Source organism: Acidiluteibacter sp. (assembly GCF_055129545.1).
The window spans coordinates 50,295-71,796 of record NZ_JBSRUB010000023.1; the positions used below are offsets into that span (position 1 = coordinate 50,295).

Sequence of the window (21,502 nt, forward strand, 5' to 3'; positions counted from 1 at the left end):
CTGGAATTAAGCGGCCATTAAAAATAGTTCATCTATTTTCTTTTCAATTGAACGTATTTATTATTAAATTGAACAGTCCTATCATATTTCGATTAATAATATTAAACACTTATGAGTCAGTTATTAAGTTTGCATCATCAACGACGGAAGTTGAATCAATTGGTAGAGAACAGAACAGTTTATAGAGCTGAGTTTGCAGAACTAAATATCTTTGAGACCTATGAAGTGGCCGATAAAGTGGCCTTGACGTTTGATTTCCCTGTGATTGCAAGTATGTTGACCGGTAAAAAGGTAATGCACATTGACGGATTGGAAAGTTTTGATTTTTATCCAGGCCAATCTGTTGTGATGCCAACGCGCAAAGAAATGGTGATCGATTTTCCAATAGCCACCAAGTCTGATCCTACCCAATGCTTGGCTTTAGGGATTGATACCAATAAAATCAATGACATTGTGCATCATTTTAATCAGCATACGGTCATAGAAGAAGAGAATGGAAATTGGAAGTTGGATAATTTCGCCTCACACTTAACCAATAATACGGCGGTGAATCATTTAGTAGATCGATTGGTTTATACGTTTACCAATAATAATAAGTCCAAGGATGTGTTGTTGGATTTGATGATTCAAGAGTTGGTGGTTCGATTGCTGCAAACCAAAGCGAAATCCATTATTTTAAACGATCACGAGAATATGTTGACCGACACCAGAATGGGAATGGTGATTAAATACATCCGTGAGAATTTAACCAAGAAGGATCTATCAGTGGAGCAATTGGCCGAAAAGGCATGCATGAGTAATTCTCACTTTCATAAAAAGTTTAAGAACACTTTGGGATTTTCCCCAATCGATTACATCAATTCGGAGAAGATCAAGTTTGCAAAAAGCATGATCAAACGAAACAAGAAATTGCAAATAGCTGAGGTGGCCTACAAATCAGGGTTCAACAATGCCAGCTACTTTAACCGACAATTCAAAAAGATGGAGTTGATGACGCCACAGCAGTTTAAGAAGTCGGTGATGGGTGATTAAAATTTTATATTTTTTCTAAAAGGCAATCCTTTTCTCTGGATATCTCAAAAAAACGCTATTTTCTGGTGAAAATGAATCTCTTTCGTTTTCACTATTCCAATTTATTCTAATTTCTTCGAAAAATTCTTTCAATAAAACTGTGGGTTGTAGAGGAAGAAAGTAAACAATAATTATATAATTCATTAAATCAAAGGTGGTTGCATATTTTTGTATTTATAATTAATTAAATTTTATTGTTATGAATTTTTTAGAAGCAACAAACAAGAAAAAAGAGATAAATGGAATAATTTATCTTGAAGATTGTAAAGTAAATGCTGAAGTTTTTATTGGACCAAACCAAAATATAGAATTTCAAGAATATTTTAATCGGCTTCCTTTGAGGATAACATGGTATAAAATAAATGATTTTAATTCAATTCAGTTTTGTTCAAATGATGAATATTCTCTGTATTGTGTTATTAGAGATTACGACTCATATGGATGTGCTTGGAAGAAGATTTAAGTATACATTTTGTACAGTAATCAATACGTCACTGTCACATCCTCATCCACCACAATTATAAAGTCCGCTTTTTGTTTGGCTTCATCTGATAAATTGTAAATACCGGCTTGCGTTACAGTAGTTATCGTCAAGTAGTTTAATTCTGGTTTTTGCAATTTCAAATACCACAATATTCCTTGGAAATCATCAGAATGGTAAGCTCCATTGTAATGCATAAACGTGCTGTTTGGATTATAGTTGGCCAAGATAAAATGGGCCATGGTCGCATCTTTTAGTGCTTGTGCTTTCGGTAAATTATTACCGCCATGTCCGCCCATCATCTTTATCATTTCCACGTATCCACTCAACGAAGAATCATAAGCTATTGGCAAAGGAGCAATCCATGTTTTTTCTAAATCAGAGATAGAATCCAAACTTCCAAAACCACCTTTGTAAACTTTTGATGCATAACGGCGAGGCACATTCGTCGCAATAAATGGAAACTGCTTGCTTTTGGCAAAGTCAACCAATGGTTGGTAATCCGTTCTGAAATTGTTCCATAAACGTGCGGTGCTATCTAATCCTTTGGCATCAATAGAATCGGAGAGGTATAGATTTAATGGCTCTTGATTATCCGCTTCAAACATTTCTGCTCCAACAGTTACTGCTTTTGTTTTAGCAATACTTTTCAATACTTCCAACTCCAACCAATGCGAAATGGCATTGTTGTGCAGCTCTCCAAATAAGATGATGTTGCTTTTATCGGCTGCTTTTACCAACTTTTTATAGGTCGTCTTTTTCCCTTCGGCGGTATAAATTTGGTAAGCATCCATTTTCTGTGCAACAGATGCATGAACAAGAAGGATCGTGAAAATACTGGTAAGAATCGCTTTCATAGTTGTCTTATAGTCGTTTGAATTCAAAGGTAGGAGTTCCTCAAATAAAATTGGATGATCAATCCTTAATATCTATAATAACCGTAACAAAATAAATGGTTATATCGAAAGGTCATCTCTTGTGTAATACTAAAAGAATGGTTCCATTTTATCGTCTTTATTATGAAGAAGAAGCTATAAAGTAGACTTAGGTTAGTTTTGTAGTTGTCCTTGAGAATTCTTCAAGGATTTCGAAATGAAGTCTTAGAAAGTTCGTCTAGCTCCGAAGAATTGAGGAGATCCGACGAACGTCTTAGACTTTAAGAGGAAATTCGCAGAAGTATGCTCAAAGACTTGAACTTTTGGTTAATTTTGGTTCAAGCCAAAAGAACATAAAAAAAGTTATATATAAGGTATTTTATATTATACTTAAGTGTTAAATCTCCCGAATATCATCCACTTTTATCCACCCTTTATTCCCATTAGGAAGCGCTACATTTCTCCATTCGTCAGTAGATTCGAGTAAATGTACTTTCGTTCCTTTGTGCAACACAAATAGAATGGTTCCACTTTCTCCTGGAGCACTCTTAATACTCACAGTTGGCGTAAAAATAATGGCAGCTTTAGCTTCGTTGGAATAGCTGTTTTGCTGGTAGCCGAAGAAATAGCAAATTATTGCAATTAATAGAACAGTGGAAGCTCCAAAGAATCCAATTCTTCGAATGATTGATTTATTCCCCAATAAATAGATCAGTGCTAACATTAAACTAGAAAATAGAAGAAAAGTGGCGATTATTCCCCAAGAATCAGCTGAGTGTAAATTGATGATTTCTTTCCACCATCGGTTGATCACCAAATCTCTAGCAGGCTCAATTTTGTCGGTGGTTTTGGCATATGCTAACTTTAAGTTTTGTTTTACATCTTCATTTGATGGATCGATTTTTAAGGCCTTTTCGTAATGCAAAATCGCAGAAGGGATTTCGTCCAATTTATAGTGCGTGTTCCCTATATTGAATTGTAAATTGAACCCATTGATGCCAGCTTTTTCCAATTCATAATACTGATTCAGCGCTTCTTCGTAGTTCGCCGATTCGTAGAGCTCATTTGCTTTTTCAAATTGTGCTTCAAATTGATTTCCTGCAAATAAGCTCACAGAAAACAAGAATGTTAGAGTGAAGAGTGTTTTTCTCATTTGATTTGGTTTTCAATTTTACTGATCAATTCAATAGAAAGCTGGTACATTTCTTCCGCTTTCAAATCAGAACTTGGCGCATATCGAGCCATTTCTGCATCGTCTATTAACTGTGCCACCGACTGAACATCCTCCTGTATTACTTGGGTTCCGTTCAATTGGTCAAGTATTTTTTCTTTGGATAAGTCCGCTTTTGGAATACTCAATTTGTCCGAAAAGTAGTTCAAAACAGCAACACCTATCTCCTGATAGAACGAAGTTAAATCATTATTCGTTAGGTGCTTTTTGGCACTAGCCAAACGTTTTGTCGCCATTTTATTGGCTTTGTTTCGCTTTAATAATGTCTTATTGCTGTTAAGCGCATCAAATTTAGATTTGTACCAAATCCCACCGACTAATAACAAGAAAGGAAGAATCATCAAGAAATAGAATAATCCTGACCCAAAGAAGTGTTCGTTTTCATCGGTTAATCCATCAGTAGTTCGTTTAATGTGGATGATGTCATTGTCTAATAATTCCACCTCTTCCTTATTCGAAGGAGTGTAGGCAACTACTTCTTTCCCATCGCCTTTCAACACTTTTAGTTGTATCGGTTGGGTAGAAGCTTGTTTGAATGAATTACTCGCTAAATCAAAATAGCTGAAAGTAAATGCAGGAATAGTAAAATCTCCTTCGTGACGAGGAATAATCAAGTAATCAAATTCTCTGCTTCCTGAAATTCCACTCATATTAGTGGCAAATTTATCATTCACTTTAGGATCGTAAACTTCTATATCAGGCTGAGCCGGAAGAGTGGGAGAGGGCAATAAATGTAAATTCCCTTTTCCATTGATTGTTATTTTTAAATTGATCGCCTCATTGGCTTTTACTTCTGTTTTGGTAGCAGTCATTTCTGCTGAAAACGAACCAACAGCACCATTAAAATCTTCTGGTTGCGTTCCTTTTAAAGGTTTAACCGTTATATTGATTGGTTTACTTTTTAGTAATATTTCTTTGTTTTCAATCGCTCCACCAAACATTTGCTCGAATACGCTTCTAGCTTGGCCTGTTCTCACTTGGTAAATGGCGTTAATTTCAATTGGATCAATCTGTAATTCTCCTGATCGCTGCGGGTAAAGGATGGAGCTTTTAAGCTCTAAGGTGGTGTATTGCTTTCCATTAAAGGTAGCGACGTCTTGATTTAACTTGTTGTCGTAGAGCGATTTAATATCTTTACTCCAAAAGCCATTTAAGTCAGGTGTTTTATTTACCGCAAGGTTGGCAAGCGTTTGACGAGTGTATAAAGTATATTTTACAGTAATTTTTTCACCTACATATGCTGATCTTTTATCCACGTCCACCATGATAAACATGGATTCAGAAAGTGCGTTGGCATCTTTTCTCTGTTGCGCTTCACGCTCTTTTCGTTCCTGTTCGGCATTCTTTTGGGAAACATTTATTTGAATAGGTTCAGTACTAATGATTTCTCCTCCATTATCTCCCTGAGCAGATCCAATTTCTAAATCTCCTTCCTCTATGGCTTGAACAACATAGGAAATAGAACTCACATTGCTGATTCTGCCGTTTACATTCTGCTGCCGATAGGATTGCATAGGGCCTTGAATCACCTGAAACCCTTTAAAGTCAGGTGGAGTAAAGCTTCTTAAATTGGTGTTGGTCGTAAAAGTAACTTGAATTCGTTCTCCCAAAGAAATGGCAGTCTTACTCACAGTTGCTTTAAAACTCACCGAACTAGCAGTGGCGTCAAAAGCAACCCCAATTAGAAGAATAAATAGATAGATAGCACTCTTTTTCATCTTTTTACCAATCCTTTTCTATATTAATTTTTACTGCTTTCTTTTTCTTCTTTTGCAACTCTTGCTGTACTTCTTGCTCTCTATTGTTCAAGTTTTCTAGCATTCGTTCAGCATCTTCTTTCGACATTTCATTCTCCTTTTGCTGCTGCTCTTGTTCCTGCTGCTGTTCCTCTTCTTTCTGCTCTTGTTCCTGTTGTTCTTGCTCTTCTTTTTCTTGATCCTTTTGATCTTGTTGTTGATCTTGTTTCTCTTCTTCTTTTTTATCCTCGTCCTTCTTTTCGTCGTCTTTTTTCTCTTCTTCTTGCTGCTGTTGTTCTTGTAGTTTTTGTTTCGCGTAAGTGTAATTATAACGAGTTTCTTCGTCTTTAGGCTGATTAATTAAAGCTCGTTTATAAGCCTCTACACTTTCTTTGTACTTTTCAGTTTTCATAAAAGTGTTCCCCAAATTATGATAGGCTCTTGCTTTGTCATTTTTATCTTTTGACGCTTGAGCCGATCGATCAAAATACTGGGCAGCTTCCTCAAATTTTCCTTCTCGATACAATGCATCTCCTAAATTATACATGGCCTTATCAGCCGATGGATTAATTTCCAATGCTTTTTTGTATTGCTCAGCCGCTTCGGTGTATTTGTTTTGTTTGAATAATTCATCTCCCTTGCGCATGCTGGTGTATTCGCTTTGAGCAAATAAACCTACGCTTGAAATTATTCCAACGATTAATATGTAGAGGTGCTTTTTCATGATTCTTTCTCCTCAAATAATTTCACTTTTTCTATCCATTTTGGTTTGCGTTCCGATAAGATCACTTCGATAAACAATAGGAAAAACGCAATTCCAAAGAAAATCTGATAACGATCTTCAAAATCAGTGAAGATTTTACTGTCGTATTCTTTTTTCTCAATTCCACTTAATTCTTGCATGATTTGTGGAATTCCAGCGCCAGAATTTGTCGCACGAAAATATTGACCATCTCCCGCCATTGCTATTTCTTGTAGCATTTCTTCGTTCAAACTACTCACTACAGTATTGCCTGAATTATCTTGCCTATATCCGTTTTGCTGTCCATTTTTAATGACCGGTATCGGCGCTCCTGATGGGCTTCCCATACCCACAGTAAAGACTCTAATACCCGCTTTTCTTGCGCTTTCAGCAGCTGCAATGGCATCATCTTCGTGGTTTTCACCATCAGTTAGAATGATTAATGCTCTATTTTTTGCTTCTTCTTTTGGGAAGGAGTTAACGGCTAGGTCAATAGCCGCACCAATCGCTGTACCTTGTGTAGGCACAATGCCTGGATTGATGGTTTGTAAAAATAATTTAGCTGCAGAATAATCTGAAGTTAACGGCAATTGAATAAAAGCTTCTCCTGCAAACACGATCATTCCAATTCGGTCGCTTTTTAATTTTTCAATTAGTCGAGCCATCGCTAATTTGGCTGCTGTCAATCGATCAGGAGATAAATCTTCGGCCATCATGGAGTTCGAAACATCGATCGCCACCATAATTTCTAAGCCTTCTGCTTTTACATTTTCTTGTTTCGTTCCAATTTGTGGATTGGCTAATCCGATGACAATGAAAATGAATGCAAATAGAACCAAGTAGAATTTTATATTCGTTTTCAATTGAGACTTGTTCGGAATCAATTGATTCATTCTGTGATCATCACCAAAACGCTGACGCGCTTTCTTTTGCCATCTGCGATACATAAAGTACAACAACAATATCACTGGCACCAAAGCCAATCCCCAAAGGAAATAGGTATGTTCAAATCTAAACATCTTAAGTAATGGATTTAAATACAGTTGTTTTGAGCACTATTGCCAATAATAAACTCACCGAAGCGATCAATGCAAATGGGAGGTATTCTTCTTTTTTTCTTCGGTATTCAGTGACTTCAATTTTTGACTTTTCCAGTTGATCTATTTCAGAATAGATTTCAGCTAGTTTGCGATTATTTGTCGCTCTAAAGTATTTTCCACCAGTTGTTTTAGCAATGTCAGTCAACGTCTTTTCATCGATCTTCACATCCACCATTTCATATCGACTTCTTCCAAAAGCATCCGTAACAGGAAAAGGGGCCTTTCCATTAGTACCAACACCAATCGTGTAGACGCGAACTCCGAACTCCCTCGCAATCTCAGCAGCTGTCAATGGAGGAATACTTCCTGCGGTATTACTACCATCAGTTAATAAAATGATGACCCTGCTTTTCGCATCACTTTCTCTCAATCGATTGACTGCTGTCGCTAAACCTAAACCAATGGCGGTTCCATCTTCAATCATTCCATTTTTTACATCTTTAAACAAATTAACCACCACAGAGTGATCAGTTGTTAACGGACATTGAGTAAAACTCTCGCCACTATAAACCACCAAACCAATACGATCTTGTGGTCGTTCTTTGATGAAGTTGATGGCTACTTCCTTGGAAGCTTCGATTCTATTCGGTTTTAAATCTTCCGCCAACATGGAGCCTGAAATGTCGAAAGCAATCATAATGTCAATTCCTTCGGTCACCACATTTTGATAACTCAAAGAAGATTGAGGACGAGCCAATACAAAGATGGTTGCAGTCAGCGTAATGATCTCCAATATGAAAGGAGTATGTCTCAACATCACTTTCATGGATTTATTAACTGAATTTATCCAGCTCAAGCTAGAGAATTTCAAATCTGCATTTTTACGTTTCAATTGCAAAAAATACCACAATAAAACGATTGGCAATAAGGCAAACAGCAAGAAAAAACTTGGGTTGGCAAACTGAATATTATTAATCCACTCTGTCATGACTTATCCTCCTCTTCTTTCTTCTGTTCTGCCTCGATCAATTTTGTATTTTCAATGATAATTTGAGCCTCTTTAATCACCATTTCATTTTCAGAAGCTACGGGTTTTTCTTTGGCAAACTTCACCATGTCAGCGATCATCAATACTTTAATTAATCTACGCTTTTCTGCTTCGTCAATTTCTGTGTATCGCAATGCGGTTATAATTTCATCAGACGTTTGCTCTAATGCATGAATCTCAAAACGGTGCTCTAGATATTGACGTAAGATATGAGTCAACTCTGAGTAATACTCTTTCGTTTTGTCCTGTTGCCATAATTTTTTAACCTCCAATTGCTTCAATGCTTCTATAGCTGTAATATGTGGAGGAATGCTAGGCTTAATAATTTCCTTGATTTTCTCTACCTTCGGCTTGTTTTTGAAGTAATAAATCAAGAATACAATCAAACCGATAAGTACTAATCCAGCAACAAAATACGGCCAATAGATTTTGAAAAACTCCTTGAATGAGAATGCTGTTTCATTAATGCTTTTAATGTCCTTAATATCTGCCTCTGCTTCAATTGTAACATTTGAAACTTCCAACATCAATGCTTTCGTTTTAAATGTTTCTCCATTGATGATAAACTCAAATGGCGGAATAGGGTAGAAGCCGCTATCCCACGCAGTGATTGTTAATCGTTGAGAAAGTTTTTTGTACTTCACATCAGCTTCATAAGCCGTATCTATTTCTTTAATGTCTACAATTTCAATTCCACCATAAAGTGTATCCTTTAAAGCAGGAAATATGATGTCTGAACCTGATAGAAAGGTAGCTTCTAAATAGATGTCTGTTTGCTCTCCAACTTGAATCTTACTGGTATCAATTGTTGCTAAAACGTCGCTAATGCTCGATTGCGCATAACTGATAGCGCTCAACAACAAAAAGGAAAAGAATATTAAAACGTGTTTTCTCATTATCTTCTGAATTCTCTTCTTTTAAATAGGTTCATTAAAGGGCCAACATAAGATTCGTGTGCTGATATATTTGCCACATCAACACCACTTTTTCTAAAGGTTTGTTCCAGTAGTTTTTTACGTCGGAGGACTTCTTTTTTGAAATCTAATCGAACTTCTTTATCACTACTGTTTACCCATTTTTGCTGACCAGTTTCTGCATCTCTCAATTGAATTAAGCCTACATCAGGTAACTCTTCTTCACGAATGTCAAAAATATTTAATGCGATTAAATCGTGTTTATTGTTGGCCATTTTCAAACTGTCTTCAAACTGATTGTCGATAAAGTCTGAAATCAAAAAAGCCGTACATTTCCGTTTAATCACTCGATTAAAGTAACCCAATGCTTCTTTGATACTTGTTCCCTTACTGACTGGTTTGAATTCTAATAATTCTCTAATAATCATTAAAATGTGGCTCTTTCCCTTTTTGGGAGGTATGAATTTTTCTATTTGATCACTAAAGAAAATGACTCCAACTTTATCGTTGTTCTGAATGGCTGAAAAAGCCAATACTGCACATATTTCTATGATTTGTTCTTGTTTGGTTTTCTCTTGAGTTCCGAATTCTCCTGAGCCACTGACATCGACAATTAACATCACTGTCATCTCTCGTTCTTCTTCAAAGACTTTGATGTAAGGCTTATTGAAACGAGCGGTTACATTCCAGTCGATGGTTTTAATTTCATCGCCTGGCTGATACTCCCTCACTTCGCTAAAAGCCATACCTCTTCCCTTGAAAGCGGAATGGTATTCGCCAGAAAATATCTGATTAGAAAGACCTTTGGTTTTTATCTCAATCTTTCTAACTCGCTTTAAAAGAGTTTTTGTATCGGTCATTAATGCTGTAAATTGATGAATTAATAATACCGATTTAGTTATCTAATGTCGCCTACTCACTCTTCGTATGCTCCTTATCTAACTGTTCGGCATTCACCAATTATAATTTTTAAAATGTATTCATTTATTTTGATTACGTCTTTTAAAAATCTAATTGGTAGAATTAGTTTTCTTTCTAACTACTAGGGCACTTCTACTGCATTTAATATTTCGTTTACGATGTCTTCACGGCTAATTTCTTCCGCTTCTGCCTCGTAGGTTAATCCAATTCTGTGGCACAATACATCTTTACAGATGGCACGTACATCTTCTGGGATTACATATCCTCTTCGCTTGATGAAAGCGTAAGCTTTTGAAGCCAATGCTAAACTAATGCTCGCTCTTGGTGAACCACCAAAACTGATTAGATCTTTGAAACGTTCTAAGCCATAATCTTGAGGAAATCGAGTTGCAAATACAATGTCAATAATATATTGCTCGATTTTTTCATCCATATACACCTCTCGTACAGCAGCTCTTGCTCTAATAATGTCATCAGGACTAATTACTTTACTCGCTTTCGGCATTCCTGCTTGTGCTAAGTTGCTTCTTACGATTAGTTTTTCTTCTTCTTTCTTTGGGTAATCCAAAACCACTTTCAGCATAAATCGATCGACTTGTGCTTCAGGCAATGGATAAGTTCCTTCTTGCTCTACCGGGTTTTGTGTCGCCAAAACTAAAAATGGCTTTGGAAGCTTAAACGTTTCTTCACCAATGGTGATTTGTTTCTCTTGCATCGCTTCCAACAAAGCACTTTGCACTTTTGCAGGAGCCCTGTTGATTTCATCAGCCAATACGAAGTTGGCGAAAATTGGTCCCTTCTTGATAGAGAACTCTTCTTTCTTCTGACTATAAATCATGGTTCCAATTAAATCGGCTGGCAATAGGTCAGGAGTAAATTGAATACGACTAAATTGTGCATCCACACAAGTAGCCAATGTATTAATAGCTAGTGTTTTTGCTAACCCCGGAACACCTTCTAATAAGATGTGACCATCTGCAAGTAACCCAACAAGAAGCCGCTCTACCATGTACTTTTGGCCCACAATGACCTTGTTCATCTCCATGGTTAATAAATCTACAAATGCACTTTCCTTCTGGATTTTCTCATTAATAGACTTAATGTCTGCAACTTGATTAATAGGTGCAGTAGTTGTTTCTGTAGTGTTTGATTCTTCCATATTATCCACTTATTTTTGATGAGGACTAAATTATATAATGACCCTACAAACCACTGACTACGGGCTGTTAAATATTGTTAACACCTTACTCGACTTAACATTAATTATGGTTAACCCACAAATGAGTGAAAAAATGCAAATTTTAAGATTGGATAAAGGAAATACAGTAGAATTAGAAATCGCTTTTGCAATTCGTAAAATAGTTTTTGTAGAAGAGCAACAAGTAAGTGAAGCCGATGAATTTGATGAATTCGAAGAAGACTCACACCATTATTTACTAAAAGTGGAAGGGAATCCAATTGCAACTGCTCGTTGGAGATTCATCGGAGATAGAATAAAATGTGAGCGATTTGCCTTACTATCAGCGTATAGGAATAAAGGCTATGGCAGTGCATTGTTAAAAGAAGTCATTAATGATGTGAAGGATAAATCAGACACCGTTTACCTTCATGCACAGCTAAAAGCCATTCCTTTTTATGAGCGCATTGGTTTTCAGAAAGTAGGCGATCAGTTTACTGAATGTGAAATAGAGCATTTTAAGATGGTGCTAAAAAAGTAAAGTCAACTCACTATAAACCTTGCCCATTATTTGAATTTAAATATCTTTAGCAAAGCATAATGCTTGATTAGAGATTTATCTTAAAAACAGATGTCAGAACGTATTCCATTTAACAAACCCTACTTTACTGGAAATGAAACCAAGTATATAGAAGAAGCGGTAAAGTCTGGTCATATTTCTGGGAACGGATCGTTTACAAAAAAATGCCATCAGTTTTTTGAAGATCAATTTGGAATCCGAAAAGCTTTATTGACTACTTCCTGCACTGATGCTCTAGAAATGGCAGCAATTCTGCTCAATGTAAAAGCAGGCGATGAAGTTATCATGCCTTCATATACGTTTGTTTCAACAGCCAATGCATTTGTATTAAGAGGAGCGAAGATTGTTTTTTGTGATAGCCGAAAAGACCATCCCGGCATAGACGAAAATGCGATGGAAGCATTAATTTCAGAAAAAACAGTTGCTATTGTTCCAGTTCATTATGCAGGTGTAGCTTGTGACATGGAAAAGATTATGGATATAGCGGTTAGGCATAACTTATTTGTGGTGGAAGATGCTGCTCAGGCAATAGATAGTTATTATACTTTTTCTGACGGAACAACTAAAGCTTTGGGAAGTATTGGACATTTAGCTGCATTCTCTTTTCATGAGACAAAGAATATTGTTTCTGGAGAAGGTGGTTTGTTGGCCATAAATGATGAACAATTCATTGATCGTGCTGAAATAATCTGGGAAAAAGGGACAAACCGTTCAGCCTTTTTTAGAGGGGATATTGACAAATACGGTTGGGTAGATATAGGTTCTTCATTCCTTCCCTCAGAGGTGATCGCTGCATTTTTGTGGGCACAATTGGAGAATATGGAATCCATCCAAAAGAGGCGAAAAGAAATTTGGGAGAGGTACGAAACGCTATTGAAAAAATATTTTATTTCGCCAACCGTGCCTAATTACGCAACCAATAATTACCATATTTTTTACATCAATTGCAATTCTAAGTTAGAGCGATTGAAGTTGATAGAAAAATTTCAAGAACAAGATATATTTGCAGTTTTTCATTATTTGTCATTGCATAAAAGTGCTTTCTACGCAGATAAACATGACGGTCGAGAGTTGATAAATAGTGATCAATATTCTGATTGTTTATTGAGGTTACCCTTGTTTTATGAATTGGCTGAAAAGGATCAAGATAAGGTGATTGAATTAATTGAAAACTTTATAAAAGCGAACCGGTGAAATTTTCCATTATCATACCATGTTATAGAAGTAGCGACACTCTTTTAGAATTAAAGAATCGTTTAGTTAATGCTTTGGAACCAATTTCAACGGATTTTGAAATCATTCTAGTAAATGATTGTAGTCCTGAAAATGACTGGGAAATAATAAGCGAACTGGCTAACAACGATACTCGTGTTAAAGGCATAAATTTTAGTCGAAACTTTGGGCAACACTATGCTATCTCTGCCGGACTCGAGATGGCAAAAGGTGAATGGATGGTGGTGATGGATGGAGATTTGCAAGATCGTCCTGAAGAAATAGCGAATTTATATAAGAAAAGCCAAGAAGGGTATGATTTAGTAACTGCAAAAAGAATATTGAGAAAGGATTCCTACTTTAAGAAGTTGTTTTCTAAGGTGTTTTATTGGCTGTTTGGTTACTTAACCAATACCAAGTATGACAATACTGTCGCTAACTTTGGAATCTATCATCGAAAAGTTATTCATGCATTGATAGAGATGAAGGATAAAATTCGAGTATTCCCAATTTTAATTCAATGGGTTGGATTTAAAAGTACAAGCATTGATGTTGTTCACAATAAAAGAGAGCATGGCGAATCTTCGTATACCTACAAAACCTTATTTGCATTAGCTTTTGACATAATAATTTCTTTTTCAAATAAACCACTTATCATGATGGTAAGAGTGGGAGTCGTAATTTCAATTCTATCATTTGTTATTGGAATTTATTATATGTTTTCATACCTCTCCGGTGAAATTCTTATTTCTGGATTCGCGAGTATTATCATTTCGATCTGGTTTTTGTCAGGACTGATTGTTTTGTTTTTAGGAATTTTAGGGATTTATTTAGGAAAAGTATTTGATGCTGCTAAAGATCGACCAACCTACATCATTAAAGAAAAGCTAAACTAAAATGGATTCAACTAACATTTTTGCAGATCATATTGAAATCGGAATTAACACTATCATAGAACCGTCAGCAATTATTCGAGGAATCAATGGAAATGCAAAAAGAATTGTCATTGGTGATAATGTCTATATAGGAGAGAATGTTCAAATCATATGTGATGATTTTGTAATGGGAGATTATGGGAAAATTCATCATGATTCTAACATTCATGGGAATAAACCTTGTAGAATAGGACACAACTTATGGATGGGACAGTATTGTTTATTAGATTCTGTTGGAGGGGTAGCCATTGGAAATAATTGTGGAATTGGAGCTCATTCGCAGTTATGGTCGCATATTAAATTTGGAGATACCTTAGAAGGATGTCGTTTTTTAGGAGAGAAACAACTTGTTATAGGCAATGATGTTTGGTTTGTAGGACATAGTATTGTCTCTCCAATAACCGCTCAGGATAAATCGATTGCCCTTGTGGGTTCAGTAATTACAAAAGACATGGAATACAATACGATTTATGCTGGTTCTCCTGCAAAATCGGTATCCGATAAAATGGGTTTTCAGTTTGACTCCGTATCTATAGAGGATAAGTTTCTAAAGATGAAAGAATATTTTTCGTTGTCTGGCGTGGATTCATCCAAGATCAAAATAGTGAAAGAAAGAAGTGAGGCCATTTTAGGAGATAATATTTCTTATTTCATTGTTTCCACGAGAGAATACACTAAGAGACAATCTAAGGAAGAGATAGCATTCATGAAATTTCTACTGCCTGAAAAGGCGAAATTTACTCCCTTGTAGTTTGATAGTTAGCAATTAAAGTTAATTTACATAAAATAAAAAAGGGTAAATCTGAATTCAGATTTACCCTTTTTTGTATCATTATTAGAGTCTACTGACTAACAATAGATTTTGGCGATCCTGCCATTATCTCTTCATTAGCGTATTCTTCATATTTAGTAAAGTTCTTTGCAAATGAATCTGCTAGTATATTTGCTTTTTTGTCATAAGCTTCTTTATCAGACCACGTATTTTTTGGACTTAATATTTCACTTGGAACATTCGGGCATTCCGTTGGCATCGCTAAACCAAAAACTTCGTGAGTAGTATAATTCACATTGTTTAACTCGCCTTCTAATGCAGCAGTAATCATTGCTCTTGTGTACTTTAAACTCAAACGTTTTCCAGTACCGTATGCACCACCTGACCATCCGGTGTTAATCAACCAAACCTTTACATTGTTCTCACGCATTTTGTTACCTAACATCTCAGCATACTTAGTTGGATGCAAAGGCATAAATGGAGCTCCAAAACAAGCAGAAAATGCAGTTGTTGGCTCAGTAATACCTGCTTCAGTTCCTGCTACTTTTGCAGTGTAACCTGAAATGAAATGGTACATTGCTTGACCAGGAGTTAACTTTGAGATCGGAGGTAAAACACCGTAAGCATCACAAGTTAAAAAGAAGATATTCTTAGGCGCAGGTCCGGCTGAACCTTCTTGAATGTTGTCAATGTGGTTGATAGGGTAGGAAACTCTTGTATTTTCAGTTTTTTCTGAATCCATAAAGTCAACTTCAGAAGTGCCATCAATAAAATTGATATTTTCTAGAAGTGCTCCAAATTTAATAGCGTCAAATATTTGAGGCTCATTTTCTCTTTTTAAGTCGATGCATTTTGCATAACATCCACCTTCAAAGTTGAAAACTGAATCATCGTCCCAACCATGCTCATCATCACCAATTAATCGTCTATTTGGATCAGATGATAAAGTAGTTTTTCCGGTACCTGAAAGTCCAAAGAAAACAGCAGTATCGCCATCTTTTCCAACATTAGCTGAACAGTGCATAGAAAGCACGTTCTTTTGGTGAGGTAAAATAAAGTTCAATGCTGAGAAAACGCCTTTTTTGATTTCACCAGTATAACCAGTTCCACCAATTAAAAGAATCTTTTTGCCAAAATTCATAATGGCAAAATTGTGTTGTCTTGTACCATCGATTTCTGGGTCTGCCATAAATCCTGGAGCACAAATAATTGACCATTCCGGATCAAAATTCATTATTTCTTCTTGAGTTGGTCTCAAGAACATATTGCTAGCGAATAGATTAGACCAAGGAAACTCGGTTACTACTCTTAAATTCATTTTATACTTGTCACTTGCACACGCATAGGCATCTCTTACATACACTTCACGATTAGCTAAATACGAAGTTACTCTGTTGTAAAGACTATCGAACTTATCAGCATCAAATTTGATATTGATATCTCCCCACCAAACGGCATCTTTTGTGATCTCATCCATTACGATAAAACGATCTTTTGGAGAACGTCCAGTGAATTCACCGGTATCAACAGCTAGTGCTCCCGTAGAAGCCATAGCGCCTTCCCCTCTGATAATAGTATCTTCAATTAATTGAGCAGGCTCCAAGTTCCAAAATGCAGCAGATACATTTTTTAATCCCAAAGAAGCAATGGAAGCATTTTTGGCTTTTAATCCAAATTCAGTCATAAAATTTATGTTTTGATTTCTAAGAATAACAGAGACGTATTTCTAAGTTTAAGTTTCTGTTAATTGTTTCGCTTTAAAAATAAAAGATATTTAACACTGCAAAAGTAATCCAAGTTTTTAGAAATAAGAAGGTTTTTTTCTACTTTTTAGCCACTAGATATTAACTGGGTGGTGGTGATAAAGTCATATAAAATTCAAATATTCAGTTATATTTTTGCACATTTGCCAATCATAAAAAAGCACTATGTTAACCCTTTTTGATGGAATTTTAGGATTATTTTATTCGCTTCTTCTATTGGGAGCGGGATGGTTGTATAAAAACAATCAGCTTGCGAAAGGATATGCCAATTATCGATTTTATTTTCCTTCATTACTCGCCCATATCATAGGTTCCATTTGTTTCTGTTTGGTTTATGGTTTTTATTATGGAGGAGGTGACTCATATTATTACTTCAGGGGAGGTAGAAGTATTATTGAAATGTTGTATTCATATCCAATTGATACATTTAAAATAATTCCTCTCAACATAAGTGAAGTACCTTATGAACTAAAATATATTGTGAGTTGGTTAGGTGAAGAAAACGGTGAGGATACTTTTCTAACCATGAAATTAAGTGCAATTTTTTGCTTTTTTGGAGGAAATTCATTTTTAGGAGCTAGTATTATACTTGCGGCACTAAGTTTTGTTGCCAATTGGAGTTTGTTTAAGGTTATTAATTCATCACTTTATAATTCAGGAGTTTATGCTCCAAAATTGTATTATATTTTATTTATTCCATCTTTATTATTCTGGGGAACAGGTATATTAAAAGATACATTTGTATTTATTTTCTTTGTATTTATTTTCAACTTTTTTGTTACTCTGTTTACAAAAGCAAAAAGAAAACTCAATATTACGTGGTTGATAATGCTTATTTTAGGAATAGTATTTAGCTCTTTCATGGTCAAGTTGAAAGGCTATGTCTTCTATAGTTTAATATTATCTTTAGTGGTTACTTATTTCAATGAGATTACTAAGATTCCGCTAGCTAAGCAAAAAAAGGTAGTGGGCTATTTTATTAATTTCATTTTATTATCTATAGTTTTTGGGATAATGGTACTTGGCTTTCAGTCTTTTCAAAAAGAAATATTAATTGCACAAAAAGAAACCATTACAACGATTCAAGGCTTTCATTCTTGGCATACCATTTTAGGAGGTTCTAGTTATAGTTTGGGAATTACTGAATATACCTTTTTTGGTATCTTTAGTAAAGCTCCATTAGCTATTTTAGTTACCTATTTTGGACCTTTTCCTTGGGAAATCAAATCTCCTGTTATGCTCTTTACAGCAATAGAAAGCTATTTCTACTTTTTTCTATTTTTAAGGTTTATCACAAAAAGAAAGTGGAAATTATTTTTTCCTATTGCCAACAACAATATCTTAAAGTTTGCAATAATTTATACCCTTGTTTTTGGTGCACTTGTTGGCATTACATCCTATAATTATGGTGCATTGGCTAGATTTAAAATACAAGCGTTGCCATTTTTTTTAATATGGCTGAGCGCCAGTAAACTCAATAAAGTTACGTAGTGAAAAATTATTTGTCAGGACTGAATGGTTTGAGAGCGATAGCTGCAGTCACTGTAATATTGGCTCATACTACATTAAGATTAGAAGCTTTCGGATTGAAAAAGGACATTTTTGGATATCTTGAAAACGGGGAAATGCGTACCTTGGATTTTGCGGGGTACGGAGTCACTATTTTTTTTGTCCTAAGTGGATTCTTAATTACATACCTACTGCTCAAGGAAAAGCAAAAAAATGGAGTTGATTTAAAAAAGTTCTACTTCAGAAGGATCCTTAGGATATGGCCATTATATTATTTCTACATAATAATTGTTCTATTAACTCTAGCCTTATTCAATATTGAATATAATTACCCTGATCTTTCATTCTATATTTTTCTAAGTGCTAACTTTGGGTTTGCTTTTGGACATACCATACCCTTTCTTGGGCATTACTGGTCTTTAGGTGTTGAAGAACAATTCTATATTTTTTGGCCAATTATTTGTCGAGTAAAAAATTCTTTGCTGTTTAGGATTTCAATTGTGGGAATTATTGTTTTAGTAGGTTTGAAAACAGTACTTCATGTTTTTGTTCCCGGTTCTTTTTTTGAAGAACTATTGCATATTAATAGATTTCATTGCATGCTTATGGGAGCCGCAGGATCAATTTTGTTTTACAATAAAAATGCATTTTTTATAAATTTTTCATCAAACAAGATAACTCAAATCATTTCATGGTTGGTCTATTTATTAGCCATGCTTAATCAATTTCATATCGCATCTTTTCTTGATAATGAGATTATTTCAATTGTTACTGTTTTCATTATTATTGGTCAGGTTACAAAAAGTAGTTTTATTAATCTCGAGAAAAAGTGGGCAAATTTTATTGGAAAGATCTCATTTGGACTTTATGTATATCATCCAGTTTTAATTTACTTTTTAAGTAGCGTTATAAACTTTGAAGAATTCTTATTAATTAATTACTTAATTGTTTATAGCTTAGTAGTATTGTTGAGTATTATTGTTTCTTGGATTTCATATCATTATTTGGAGTCATTTTTTTTAAGAATCAAAGATTTACGATACTCAAATCTTTAAATTTTTTACTTTAAACTTTTAATACTTTTGCCAATATCTAATACGGTTCTAATTTGAAAACCAAAATAATTTACAAACTTCAATGGCATTCATAATTAACTTTTTCAAAGATTATTTTCATCTTTTTGGTTCAAAGTTTGAATATTCTCAATTAGTATTTTTGTTACTGTTATTAATATTTTTGAATGTATTTATCATAAATAAGTTGATCAGACTTTTTATTTCTCTCTTGTGTTCGGTTTATTTGATACTTCAACTGACCTCATTGTATTTTGTGAAAAAATTTATTGGTTATGGGTTTTACACTCACCTCAATACAAGGGATGTTTTTAGCATGTTAGAACTGTATTCGTTACAAATTATCCTATTTGCAATTTTGATCGGACTATTTTGTTTCTTTTTTTATAAATCTTCAGATTTATTCGAAATCTTAAGTAAGAAAATTTCTCAATTAAAAAATAAGTCTGTTAAATATGTTCTTGGGGTATTAACTGTAATTGTATGTATTAATGCGCTGACAGTTAGTAATGGAGTTTTTAAAAGGAACTATGAATTGTTTTCTATGCTCCGTGAAGTAGATTCTAACTTCGATGAAAATTTACACAATTTAGGGATTACTAATTATACTAAACCTGCCTCTTTGCAATCGACAGGAGGTAAAAATGTAATAATAATCTCACTAGAGTCTATAGAAAAAGGTTTTTTACATGAATCTAAAAAAGATTTAACACCAAACCTCAATAAATTGAAGTCTACATGGAATTTTTATTCGATGAAACAAAATACTGGTGCAGGTTGGACTAGTGGCTCTTTATATGCATATATGACAGGTTTTCCAGCGCTTTTTGGCGCAGATGCGAATGATATATTTCAAGGGGCTTATCATTCAGAAGTAACTAGTCTGGTTGAGGTTTTTAATGTTGCAAATTATGAAACAACTTTTCTTTCAGCCGACGCTCAGTTTTCCGGAACCGAAGATATGTTAAATGCTTTTAATATAAATTTTGTCATAGATAAGTCGCAGTTAAAAGAAAAAATCAGAGATAAAGATCTGTTTGAGAAAGCAAAACATATAGTATTCGAAAAAAATACAAAAAAAGAACCTTTTGCACTTTTTATTTCAACGCTTGATACTCATTTTCCTGATGGAATTTATGATGATCGATTTGAGAATATTTTACCTGAAAGGGAATCGAATATGGAATTTATGGTTTCAGCCGTAGATCATAGTTTGGGTGAGTTTATCGATTATTTAGAGCAAAATGGATTGTTAGAAAATACAATCATTTACATATTTCCCGATCATTTAAAAATGGGGAACCCTTCAATTTTTAATGAAACTGGTGAAAGAGAACTTTATTTAATTACCAATGCATCAGCTGAAAGTTTGAATATTGAGAGTACAAAGACGATTAATCAAATTGACTTACCAAAAATGATCTTGAGTGGGGCAGCTGTCGAACATAATGCTCATTTTTTGTCAGAGTATTTATTAGAAGATAAAAATAAATTTATTGAAGAAAATTTAAATTTGTTAACGGCCTTAAATCTTTCTGGATTTCAACGGTTAGTATATGAGAGTTTTGAAATTCCAACCGTAAGTAAGAATTACGTGGAATATAGTGAAGATACGAATCGATTTATCGCACATGGCGGCGGATTGATAGATGGTTTTGATTATACAAATTCATTAGAAGCATTGAACTTGAGTTATAGTAAAGGATTTCGACTTTTTGAACTGGATATTATTAAAACTTCAGACGGAAGTTATGTTGCGGCTCACGATTGGGAGTCTTGGAAGAGGTTCACAAATTATAAAGGTGAAGTTCCAGTTAGTTTAAATGAGTTTATGAAACACAAAATACAAGGTTTATTTACTCCAATCGGTATGGTTGAAATAAATAAATGGTTTCTCAATCATCCTGATTGCAAATTAATTACTGACAAAGTAAATGATCCTTTAGACTTTTCTAAAAAATTTATTGATAAGAATCGATTGATGATGGAGCTATTCACTGAAAAAGCAGTATTGCAAGGGCAGAAAGCAGGAATTCTTTCCGCAATGCCCTCTCAAGGAGTTTTTGAGCCAATGGGTAAACGTAAATTAAAATGGCTGATAGATAATAAAATAAAGCATGTAGCCATATCGAGAAGATTTATTAGATCAAATCACACATTTTTAGAAGAATTAAAATCAAATGACATTAAAGTATATGCTTTTCATTTAAATTTTGATGCTGGGATAGATGAAGATTATGTAGTAAGATTTGAAATGGATTATATTTATGGAATCTATGCTGATAAATGGCAATTTTAAATGTAAAGCTATTTTCAAATGCTGGAAATACTTTATAGAAACCTAATTATAAAATAGTTACATGAATTTCTTATGTAGGTATTTCAAATTAATTTATTCAAGATTATTTTAGTGCCTTTTTGT

Annotated in this window: 19 protein-coding genes; 9 read left to right on the forward strand and 10 right to left on the reverse strand. The window is 34.5% G+C overall.

Annotation, left to right across the window (positions count from 1 at the left end; translation table 11 throughout):
- The first annotated feature begins 111 nt into the window (after window positions 1-111).
- Together ACTB0X_RS11010 and ACTB0X_RS11015 are read left to right on the forward strand one after the other, a co-directional pair.
- Window positions 112-1,032 carry an AraC family transcriptional regulator gene (locus tag ACTB0X_RS11010; protein WP_463025072.1) on the forward strand — a complete coding sequence of 307 codons (921 nt, stop codon included), beginning with the start codon at window positions 112-114 and terminating at the stop codon, window positions 1,030-1,032.
- A 238-nt stretch (window positions 1,033-1,270) separates the two neighbouring features.
- Window positions 1,271-1,534, forward strand: a complete 264-nt coding sequence (locus ACTB0X_RS11015; protein WP_463025073.1) for a hypothetical protein — start codon at window positions 1,271-1,273, stop codon at window positions 1,532-1,534.
- 20 nt (window positions 1,535-1,554) lie between these two features.
- On the opposite strand, the gene ACTB0X_RS11020 is transcribed toward ACTB0X_RS11015, so the two are convergent.
- The 9 genes from ACTB0X_RS11020 to ACTB0X_RS11060 form a co-directional block, all read right to left on the reverse strand.
- Window positions 1,555-2,409, reverse strand: a complete 855-nt coding sequence (locus ACTB0X_RS11020; protein ID WP_463025074.1) for a ChaN family lipoprotein — start codon at window positions 2,407-2,409, stop codon at window positions 1,555-1,557.
- A gap of 415 nt (window positions 2,410-2,824) precedes the next feature.
- Entirely contained in the window at window positions 2,825-3,580 is a 756-nt protein-coding gene (locus ACTB0X_RS11025; protein ID WP_463025075.1) for a tetratricopeptide repeat protein, read from the reverse strand.
- Window positions 3,577-5,376 carry a BatD family protein gene (locus tag ACTB0X_RS11030; protein ID WP_463025076.1) on the reverse strand — a complete coding sequence of 600 codons (1,800 nt, stop codon included), beginning with the start codon at window positions 5,374-5,376 and terminating at the stop codon, window positions 3,577-3,579. Before ACTB0X_RS11030 ends, ACTB0X_RS11025 begins: the two co-directional genes overlap by 4 nt.
- Window positions 5,377-5,380: 4 nt before the next feature.
- Window positions 5,381-6,118: a tetratricopeptide repeat protein gene (locus ACTB0X_RS11035; protein ID WP_463025077.1), complete on the reverse strand. Its 738-nt coding sequence runs from the start codon at window positions 6,116-6,118 to the stop codon at window positions 5,381-5,383.
- The gene (locus ACTB0X_RS11040; protein ID WP_463025078.1) at window positions 6,115-7,155 is read right to left on the reverse strand and encodes a vWA domain-containing protein; all 1,041 of its coding nucleotides are present in this window, start codon (window positions 7,153-7,155) and stop codon (window positions 6,115-6,117) included. Before ACTB0X_RS11040 ends, ACTB0X_RS11035 begins: the two co-directional genes overlap by 4 nt.
- Window position 7,156: 1 nt before the next feature.
- Complete coding sequence (locus ACTB0X_RS11045) at window positions 7,157-8,164, reverse strand: vWA domain-containing protein (RefSeq protein WP_463025079.1); 1,008 nt, start codon at window positions 8,162-8,164, stop codon at window positions 7,157-7,159.
- Window positions 8,161-9,120, reverse strand: coding sequence for a hypothetical protein (locus tag ACTB0X_RS11050; RefSeq protein WP_463025080.1), 960 nt, complete (start codon window positions 9,118-9,120; stop codon window positions 8,161-8,163). Before ACTB0X_RS11050 ends, ACTB0X_RS11045 begins: the two co-directional genes overlap by 4 nt.
- Window positions 9,120-9,998: a DUF58 domain-containing protein gene (locus ACTB0X_RS11055; protein ID WP_463025081.1), complete on the reverse strand. Its 879-nt coding sequence runs from the start codon at window positions 9,996-9,998 to the stop codon at window positions 9,120-9,122. The genes ACTB0X_RS11050 and ACTB0X_RS11055 overlap by 1 nt, the downstream gene beginning before the upstream one ends.
- Window positions 9,999-10,180: 182 nt before the next feature.
- Entirely contained in the window at window positions 10,181-11,218 is a 1,038-nt protein-coding gene (locus ACTB0X_RS11060; protein WP_463025082.1) for an AAA family ATPase, read from the reverse strand.
- 133 nt (window positions 11,219-11,351) lie between these two features.
- Here ACTB0X_RS11060 and ACTB0X_RS11065 point away from each other — a divergent pair, with 133 nt between their 5' ends.
- From ACTB0X_RS11065 to ACTB0X_RS11080, 4 genes are all read left to right on the forward strand, one after another.
- The gene (locus ACTB0X_RS11065; RefSeq protein WP_463025083.1) at window positions 11,352-11,777 is read left to right on the forward strand and encodes a GNAT family N-acetyltransferase; all 426 of its coding nucleotides are present in this window, start codon (window positions 11,352-11,354) and stop codon (window positions 11,775-11,777) included.
- Between the two features lie 90 nt (window positions 11,778-11,867).
- Entirely contained in the window at window positions 11,868-13,010 is a 1,143-nt protein-coding gene (rffA, locus tag ACTB0X_RS11070; protein ID WP_463025084.1) for a dTDP-4-amino-4,6-dideoxygalactose transaminase, read from the forward strand.
- Window positions 13,007-13,924, forward strand: a complete 918-nt coding sequence (locus tag ACTB0X_RS11075) for a glycosyltransferase family 2 protein (protein ID WP_463025085.1) — start codon at window positions 13,007-13,009, stop codon at window positions 13,922-13,924. Before rffA ends, ACTB0X_RS11075 begins: the two co-directional genes overlap by 4 nt.
- Window position 13,925: 1 nt before the next feature.
- Window positions 13,926-14,714 carry an acyltransferase gene (locus ACTB0X_RS11080; RefSeq protein ID WP_463025086.1) on the forward strand — a complete coding sequence of 263 codons (789 nt, stop codon included), beginning with the start codon at window positions 13,926-13,928 and terminating at the stop codon, window positions 14,712-14,714.
- 91 nt (window positions 14,715-14,805) lie between these two features.
- Here the strand turns inward: ACTB0X_RS11080 and pckA are convergent, their stop codons facing one another.
- A complete protein-coding gene (gene pckA / locus ACTB0X_RS11085) occupies window positions 14,806-16,419 on the reverse strand; it encodes a phosphoenolpyruvate carboxykinase (ATP) (protein WP_463025088.1) in 1,614 nt (537 codons plus the stop codon).
- A gap of 244 nt (window positions 16,420-16,663) precedes the next feature.
- Between pckA and ACTB0X_RS11090 the strand changes: the two genes are divergently transcribed.
- From ACTB0X_RS11090 to ACTB0X_RS11100, 3 genes are all read left to right on the forward strand, one after another.
- On the forward strand, window positions 16,664-17,989 hold the full coding sequence (locus tag ACTB0X_RS11090) for a hypothetical protein (protein WP_463025089.1): 1,326 nt from the start codon (window positions 16,664-16,666) through the stop codon (window positions 17,987-17,989).
- Entirely contained in the window at window positions 17,989-19,062 is a 1,074-nt protein-coding gene (locus ACTB0X_RS11095; protein WP_463025090.1) for an acyltransferase family protein, read from the forward strand. The genes ACTB0X_RS11090 and ACTB0X_RS11095 overlap by 1 nt, the downstream gene beginning before the upstream one ends.
- 82 nt (window positions 19,063-19,144) lie before the next feature.
- The gene (locus tag ACTB0X_RS11100) at window positions 19,145-21,379 is read left to right on the forward strand and encodes a sulfatase-like hydrolase/transferase (RefSeq protein ID WP_463025091.1); all 2,235 of its coding nucleotides are present in this window, start codon (window positions 19,145-19,147) and stop codon (window positions 21,377-21,379) included.
- Window positions 21,380-21,502 lie beyond the last annotated feature (123 nt).

Excerpts from the sequence above, each read along its gene's own strand:
- ACTB0X_RS11010 (WP_463025072.1), top strand. The coding sequence starts at position 112 with ATGAGTCAGTTATTAAGTTTGCATCATCAACGACGGAAGTTGAATCAA.
- ACTB0X_RS11015 (WP_463025073.1), top strand. The coding sequence starts at position 1,271 with ATGAATTTTTTAGAAGCAACAAACAAGAAAAAAGAGATAAATGGAATA.
- ACTB0X_RS11020 (WP_463025074.1), bottom strand. The coding sequence starts at position 2,409 with ATGAAAGCGATTCTTACCAGTATTTTCACGATCCTTCTTGTTCATGCA.
- ACTB0X_RS11025 (WP_463025075.1), bottom strand. The coding sequence starts at position 3,580 with ATGAGAAAAACACTCTTCACTCTAACATTCTTGTTTTCTGTGAGCTTA.
- ACTB0X_RS11030 (WP_463025076.1), bottom strand. The coding sequence starts at position 5,376 with ATGAAAAAGAGTGCTATCTATCTATTTATTCTTCTAATTGGGGTTGCT.
- ACTB0X_RS11035 (WP_463025077.1), bottom strand. The coding sequence starts at position 6,118 with ATGAAAAAGCACCTCTACATATTAATCGTTGGAATAATTTCAAGCGTA.
- ACTB0X_RS11040 (WP_463025078.1), bottom strand. The coding sequence starts at position 7,155 with ATGTTTAGATTTGAACATACCTATTTCCTTTGGGGATTGGCTTTGGTG.
- ACTB0X_RS11045 (WP_463025079.1), bottom strand. The coding sequence starts at position 8,164 with ATGACAGAGTGGATTAATAATATTCAGTTTGCCAACCCAAGTTTTTTC.
- ACTB0X_RS11050 (WP_463025080.1), bottom strand. The coding sequence starts at position 9,120 with ATGAGAAAACACGTTTTAATATTCTTTTCCTTTTTGTTGTTGAGCGCT.
- ACTB0X_RS11055 (WP_463025081.1), bottom strand. The coding sequence starts at position 9,998 with ATGACCGATACAAAAACTCTTTTAAAGCGAGTTAGAAAGATTGAGATA.
- ACTB0X_RS11060 (WP_463025082.1), bottom strand. The coding sequence starts at position 11,218 with ATGGAAGAATCAAACACTACAGAAACAACTACTGCACCTATTAATCAA.
- ACTB0X_RS11065 (WP_463025083.1), top strand. The coding sequence starts at position 11,352 with ATGCAAATTTTAAGATTGGATAAAGGAAATACAGTAGAATTAGAAATC.
- rffA (WP_463025084.1), top strand. The coding sequence starts at position 11,868 with ATGTCAGAACGTATTCCATTTAACAAACCCTACTTTACTGGAAATGAA.
- ACTB0X_RS11080 (WP_463025086.1), top strand. The coding sequence starts at position 13,926 with ATGGATTCAACTAACATTTTTGCAGATCATATTGAAATCGGAATTAAC.
- pckA (WP_463025088.1), bottom strand. The coding sequence starts at position 16,419 with ATGACTGAATTTGGATTAAAAGCCAAAAATGCTTCCATTGCTTCTTTG.
- ACTB0X_RS11090 (WP_463025089.1), top strand. The coding sequence starts at position 16,664 with ATGTTAACCCTTTTTGATGGAATTTTAGGATTATTTTATTCGCTTCTT.
- ACTB0X_RS11100 (WP_463025091.1), top strand. The coding sequence starts at position 19,145 with ATGGCATTCATAATTAACTTTTTCAAAGATTATTTTCATCTTTTTGGT.